11 protein-coding genes are annotated in these 4906 nt (G+C 51.0%); all 11 read left to right on the forward strand.

The features are described from left to right. The first annotated feature begins 27 nt into the window (after positions 1–27). Complete coding sequence (gene rplD / locus VGM55_RS07620; protein ID WP_008457145.1) at positions 28–633, forward strand: 50S ribosomal protein L4; 606 nt, start codon at positions 28–30, stop codon at positions 631–633. Continuing rightward, on the forward strand, positions 630–932 hold the full coding sequence (gene rplW / locus VGM55_RS07625; RefSeq protein WP_008457148.1) for a 50S ribosomal protein L23: 303 nt from the start codon (positions 630–632) through the stop codon (positions 930–932). The genes rplD and rplW overlap by 4 nt, the downstream gene beginning before the upstream one ends. 17 nt (positions 933–949) lie before the next feature. Continuing rightward, a complete protein-coding gene (gene rplB / locus VGM55_RS07630) occupies positions 950–1771 on the forward strand; it encodes a 50S ribosomal protein L2 (RefSeq protein WP_008457150.1) in 822 nt (273 codons plus the stop codon). Positions 1772–1787: 16 nt separating this feature from the next. Then, complete coding sequence (rpsS, locus tag VGM55_RS07635) at positions 1788–2066, forward strand: 30S ribosomal protein S19 (RefSeq protein WP_001138115.1); 279 nt, start codon at positions 1788–1790, stop codon at positions 2064–2066. A gap of 14 nt (positions 2067–2080) precedes the next feature. Then, positions 2081–2413, forward strand: a complete 333-nt coding sequence (rplV, locus tag VGM55_RS07640; RefSeq protein WP_002919773.1) for a 50S ribosomal protein L22 — start codon at positions 2081–2083, stop codon at positions 2411–2413. A 17-nt stretch (positions 2414–2430) separates the two neighbouring features. Next, the gene (gene rpsC / locus VGM55_RS07645) at positions 2431–3129 is read left to right on the forward strand and encodes a 30S ribosomal protein S3 (RefSeq protein ID WP_006817277.1); all 699 of its coding nucleotides are present in this window, start codon (positions 2431–2433) and stop codon (positions 3127–3129) included. A gap of 12 nt (positions 3130–3141) precedes the next feature. Next, positions 3142–3552, forward strand: a complete 411-nt coding sequence (rplP, locus tag VGM55_RS07650; protein ID WP_002438716.1) for a 50S ribosomal protein L16 — start codon at positions 3142–3144, stop codon at positions 3550–3552. Continuing rightward, positions 3552–3743 (forward strand): 50S ribosomal protein L29, encoded by a 192-nt coding sequence (gene rpmC, locus VGM55_RS07655; RefSeq protein ID WP_008457158.1) that lies wholly within the window; start codon positions 3552–3554, stop codon positions 3741–3743. Before rplP ends, rpmC begins: the two co-directional genes overlap by 1 nt. Then, positions 3743–3997 (forward strand): 30S ribosomal protein S17, encoded by a 255-nt coding sequence (gene rpsQ, locus VGM55_RS07660; RefSeq protein WP_008457160.1) that lies wholly within the window; start codon positions 3743–3745, stop codon positions 3995–3997. Before rpmC ends, rpsQ begins: the two co-directional genes overlap by 1 nt. Before the next feature lie 165 nt (positions 3998–4162). Beyond that, on the forward strand, positions 4163–4534 hold the full coding sequence (gene rplN / locus VGM55_RS07665) for a 50S ribosomal protein L14 (RefSeq protein ID WP_008457164.1): 372 nt from the start codon (positions 4163–4165) through the stop codon (positions 4532–4534). 10 nt (positions 4535–4544) lie between these two features. After that, on the forward strand, positions 4545–4859 hold the full coding sequence (gene rplX, locus VGM55_RS07670; RefSeq protein ID WP_007724317.1) for a 50S ribosomal protein L24: 315 nt from the start codon (positions 4545–4547) through the stop codon (positions 4857–4859). Positions 4860–4906 lie beyond the last annotated feature (47 nt).

Genomic DNA, 4906 nt, shown 5'->3' on the forward strand with positions numbered 1-4906 from the left:
CAGCTGTGAAGGCGTAAGGGGATAGCAATGGAATTAGTATTGAAAGACGCGCAAAGCGCGCTGACTGTTTCCGAAACTACCTTCGGTCGTGACTTCAACGAAGCGCTGGTACACCAGGTTGTTGTTGCTTATGCAGCAGGCGCCCGTCAGGGTACTCGTGCTCAGAAGACCCGTGCTGAAGTAACTGGTTCCGGCAAAAAGCCGTGGCGCCAGAAAGGTACCGGCCGTGCGCGTTCAGGTTCTATCAAGAGCCCGATCTGGCGTTCCGGTGGCGTAACCTTCGCTGCTCGCCCGCAGGACCACAGTCAAAAAGTTAACAAAAAGATGTACCGCGGCGCGCTGAAAAGCATTCTGTCCGAACTGGTACGTCAGGATCGTCTGATCGTTGTTGAGCAGTTCTCTGTTGAAGCACCGAAAACCAAGCTGCTTGCTCAGAAACTGAAAGATATGGCTCTGGAAGATGTGCTGATCGTGACCGGTGAACTGGATGAGAATCTGTTCCTGGCCGCTCGTAACCTGCATAAGGTTGACGTGCGTGACGTAGCAGCAATCGACCCAGTTAGCCTGATCGCCTTCGACAAAGTCGTTATGACTGCGGAAGCAGTTAAGCAAGTTGAGGAGATGCTGGCATGATCCGTGAAGAACGTCTGCTGAAAGTACTGCGCGCGCCGCACGTATCTGAAAAAGCGTCTACCGCGATGGAAAAAACCAACACCATCGTACTCAAAGTTGCGACTGACGCGACCAAAGCAGAGATCGTTGCTGCTGTACAGAAGCTGTTCGAAGTTGAAGTTAAAGACGTTAACACCCTGGTAGTTAAAGGGAAAACTAAACGTCACGGACAGCGTGTTGGTCGTCGTAGCGACTGGAAAAAAGCTTACGTCACCCTGAAGGAAGGCCAGAATCTGGACTTCGTCGGCGGCGCTGAGTAAGTCGGAGGAGAAAGACAATGGCAGTTGTTAAATGTAAACCGACATCTCCGGGTCGTCGCCACGTAGTTAAAGTGGTTAACCCTGAGCTGCACAAGGGCAAGCCTTTTGCTCCGTTGCTGGAAAAAAACAGCAAATCCGGTGGCCGTAACAACAATGGTCGTATCACTACCCGTCATATCGGTGGTGGTCACAAGCAGGCATACCGTATTGTTGACTTCAAACGCAACAAAGATGGTATCCCGGCAGTTGTTGAACGTCTTGAGTACGATCCGAACCGTTCCGCGAACATCGCGCTGGTTCTGTACAAAGATGGCGAACGCCGTTACATCCTGGCCCCTAAAGGCCTGAAAGCTGGCGACCAGATTCAGTCTGGCGTTGATGCTGCAATCAAAGCGGGCAACACCCTGCCGATGCGCAATATCCCGGTTGGTTCTACTGTTCATAACGTAGAAATGAAACCAGGTAAAGGCGGTCAGCTGGCTCGTTCCGCTGGTACCTACGTGCAGATCGTTGCTCGTGATGGTGCTTACGTTACCCTGCGTCTGCGTTCTGGTGAAATGCGTAAAGTCGAAGCTGACTGCCGCGCTACCCTGGGCGAAGTTGGCAACGCTGAGCATATGCTGCGCGTTCTGGGTAAAGCAGGTGCTGCTCGCTGGCGTGGTGTTCGTCCTACCGTTCGCGGTACTGCGATGAACCCAGTCGATCACCCACATGGTGGTGGTGAAGGTCGTAACTTTGGTAAGCACCCGGTATCTCCGTGGGGCGTTCAGACCAAAGGTAAGAAGACCCGCAGCAACAAGCGTACTGATAAATTTATCGTACGTCGCCGTAGCAAATAATTTTAGAGGATAAGCCATGCCACGTTCTCTCAAGAAAGGTCCTTTTATTGACCTGCACTTGCTGAAGAAGGTAGAGAAAGCGGTGGAAAGCGGTGACAAGAAGCCCCTGCGCACTTGGTCCCGTCGTTCAACGATCTTTCCTAACATGATCGGTTTGACCATCGCTGTCCATAATGGTCGTCAGCACGTTCCAGTCTTTGTTTCCGATGAAATGGTCGGCCACAAACTGGGTGAATTCGCACCGACTCGTACTTATCGCGGCCACGCTGCTGATAAAAAAGCGAAGAAGAAATAAGGTAGGAGGAAGAGATGGAAACTTTAGCTCAACATCGCCATGCTCGTTCTTCTGCTCAGAAGGTTCGCCTTGTTGCTGACCTGATTCGCGGTAAGAAAGTGTCGCAGGCTCTGGATATTCTGACCTACACCAATAAGAAAGCGGCTGTATTGGTTAAGAAAGTACTGGAATCTGCCATTGCTAACGCTGAACACAACGATGGCGCTGACATTGACGATCTGAAAGTCGCGAAAATCTTCGTAGACGAAGGCCCTAGCATGAAGCGCATTATGCCTCGTGCAAAAGGTCGTGCAGATCGCATCCTGAAGCGCACCAGCCACATTACTGTGGTTGTGTCCGATCGCTGAGACTCTGGAGACTAGCAATGGGTCAGAAAGTACATCCTAATGGTATTCGCCTGGGTATTGTAAAACCATGGAACTCAACCTGGTTTGCGAACACCAAAGAATTCGCTGACAACCTGGACAGCGATTTTAAAGTACGTCAGTACCTGACTAAGGAACTGGCTAAGGCGTCTGTATCTCGTATCGTTATTGAGCGTCCAGCTAAGAGCATCCGTGTGACTATTCACACCGCTCGTCCTGGTATCGTTATCGGTAAGAAAGGCGAAGACGTAGAAAAACTGCGTAAGGTCGTAGCGGATATCGCTGGCGTTCCTGCACAGATCAATATCGCCGAAGTGCGTAAGCCTGAACTGGACGCAAAACTGGTTGCTGACAGCATCACTTCTCAGCTGGAACGTCGCGTTATGTTCCGCCGTGCTATGAAGCGTGCTGTTCAGAACGCCATGCGTCTGGGCGCTAAAGGTATCAAAGTTGAAGTTAGTGGCCGTCTGGGCGGCGCCGAGATCGCACGTACCGAATGGTACCGTGAAGGTCGCGTGCCGTTGCACACTCTGCGTGCTGACATCGACTACAACACCTCTGAAGCGCACACCACTTATGGTGTAATCGGCGTTAAGGTATGGATCTTCAAAGGTGAGATCCTGGGTGGTATGGCTGCTGTTGAACAACCGGAACCGGCTGCTCAACCTAAAAAGCAGCAGCGTAAAGGCCGTAAGTAAGGAGAGTCGCTGATGTTACAACCAAAGCGTACAAAATTCCGTAAAGTGCACAAAGGCCGCAACCGTGGTCTGGCGCAGGGTACGGATGTTAGCTTCGGCACTTTCGGTCTGAAAGCTGTTGGCCGTGGTCGTCTGACTGCCCGTCAGATCGAAGCAGCACGTCGTGCAATGACCCGTGCAGTTAAGCGTCAGGGTAAGATCTGGATCCGTGTATTCCCGGACAAACCGATCACCGAAAAGCCGCTTGAAGTGCGTATGGGTAAAGGTAAAGGTAACGTGGAGTATTGGGTTGCCTTGATCCAGCCGGGCAAAGTCCTGTATGAAATGGACGGCGTACCTGAAGAGCTGGCCCGTGAAGCCTTCAAGCTGGCAGCAGCAAAACTGCCTATCAAAACCACCTTTGTAACTAAGACGGTGATGTAATGAAAGCAAAAGAGCTGCGTGAAAAGAGCGTCGAAGAGCTGAACACCGAGCTGCTGAACCTGCTGCGTGAGCAGTTCAACCTGCGCATGCAGGCTGCAAGTGGCCAGCTGCAACAGACTCACCTGCTGAAGCAGGTTCGTCGTGATGTTGCGCGTGTTAAGACTTTACTGACTCAGAAGGCGGGTGCGTAATGACCGATAAAATCCGTACTCTGCAAGGTCGCGTTGTCAGCGACAAAATGGAGAAATCCATTGTTGTTGCCATCGAACGTGTTGTGAAGCACCCGATTTACGGGAAATTCATCAAGCGTACGACCAAACTGCACGTACATGACGAGAACAACGAATGCGGTATCGGTGACGTGGTTGAAATCCGCGAATGCCGTCCGCTGTCCAAGACTAAGTCCTGGACGCTGGTTCGCGTTGTAGAGAAAGCGGTTCTGTAATACAGTAAGCCTTCTCAAACAAATAAACGGCTCAGCGATGAGCCGTTTATTTTTTCTACCCATTCACAGGAACCGGTGTTATAATGCCGCGCCCTCGTTTATGGGGCTTTTTAACGACCTGAATCCAGGTCCCGAAGTAGTAGTTGACATTAGCGGAGCACTGAAATGATCCAAGAACAGACTATGCTGACCGTGGCCGACAACTCCGGCGCGCGTCGCGTAATGTGTATCAAGGTTCTGGGTGGCTCGCACCGTCGCTACGCAGGCGTCGGCGACATCATCAAGATTACCATCAAGGAAGCAATTCCTCGCGGTAAGGTGAAGAAAGGCGATGTGCTGAAAGCGGTAGTGGTGCGCACCAAGAAGGGTGTTCGTCGCCCGGACGGTTCTGTCATTCGCTTCGATGGCAATGCATGCGTTATTTTAAACAATAACAGCGAGCAGCCAATCGGCACGCGTATTTTTGGGCCGGTAACTCGTGAACTGCGTAATGAGAAGTTCATGAAAATTATCTCTCTGGCACCAGAAGTACTCTAAGGAGCGAATCATGGCAGCGAAAATCCGTCGTGATGACGAAGTTATCGTGTTAACCGGTAAAGATAAAGGTAAGCGCGGTAAAGTAAAAAATGTCCTGTCTTCCGGCAAGGTCATTGTTGAAGGTATCAACCTGGTTAAGAAACATCAGAAGCCGGTTCCGGCCCTGAACCAACCAGGTGGCATCGTTGAAAAAGAAGCTGCAATTCAGGTTTCTAACGTTGCTCTCTTCAACGCGGCAACCGGCAAGGCTGACCGTGTAGGCTTTAGATTCGAAGACGGCAAAAAAGTCCGTTTCTTCAAGTCTAACAGCGAAACTATCAAGTAATTTGGAGTAGTACGATGGCGAAACTGCATGATTACTACAAAGACGAA

Origin of the sequence: Cedecea sp., assembly GCF_036500665.1 — a bacterium.
In the GTDB taxonomy this organism is placed as follows: domain Bacteria; phylum Pseudomonadota; class Gammaproteobacteria; order Enterobacterales; family Enterobacteriaceae; genus Cedecea.

Coding starts and splice junctions, on each gene's coding strand:
- rpsC (WP_006817277.1), top strand. CDS start 2,431: ATGGGTCAGAAAGTACATCCTAATGGTATTCGCCTGGGTATTGTAAAA.
- rpsS (WP_001138115.1), top strand. CDS start 1,788: ATGCCACGTTCTCTCAAGAAAGGTCCTTTTATTGACCTGCACTTGCTG.
- rplB (WP_008457150.1), top strand. CDS start 950: ATGGCAGTTGTTAAATGTAAACCGACATCTCCGGGTCGTCGCCACGTA.
- rplN (WP_008457164.1), top strand. CDS start 4,163: ATGATCCAAGAACAGACTATGCTGACCGTGGCCGACAACTCCGGCGCG.
- rplV (WP_002919773.1), top strand. CDS start 2,081: ATGGAAACTTTAGCTCAACATCGCCATGCTCGTTCTTCTGCTCAGAAG.
- rplD (WP_008457145.1), top strand. CDS start 28: ATGGAATTAGTATTGAAAGACGCGCAAAGCGCGCTGACTGTTTCCGAA.
- rplP (WP_002438716.1), top strand. CDS start 3,142: ATGTTACAACCAAAGCGTACAAAATTCCGTAAAGTGCACAAAGGCCGC.
- rplW (WP_008457148.1), top strand. CDS start 630: ATGATCCGTGAAGAACGTCTGCTGAAAGTACTGCGCGCGCCGCACGTA.
- rplX (WP_007724317.1), top strand. CDS start 4,545: ATGGCAGCGAAAATCCGTCGTGATGACGAAGTTATCGTGTTAACCGGT.
- rpsQ (WP_008457160.1), top strand. CDS start 3,743: ATGACCGATAAAATCCGTACTCTGCAAGGTCGCGTTGTCAGCGACAAA.
- rpmC (WP_008457158.1), top strand. CDS start 3,552: ATGAAAGCAAAAGAGCTGCGTGAAAAGAGCGTCGAAGAGCTGAACACC.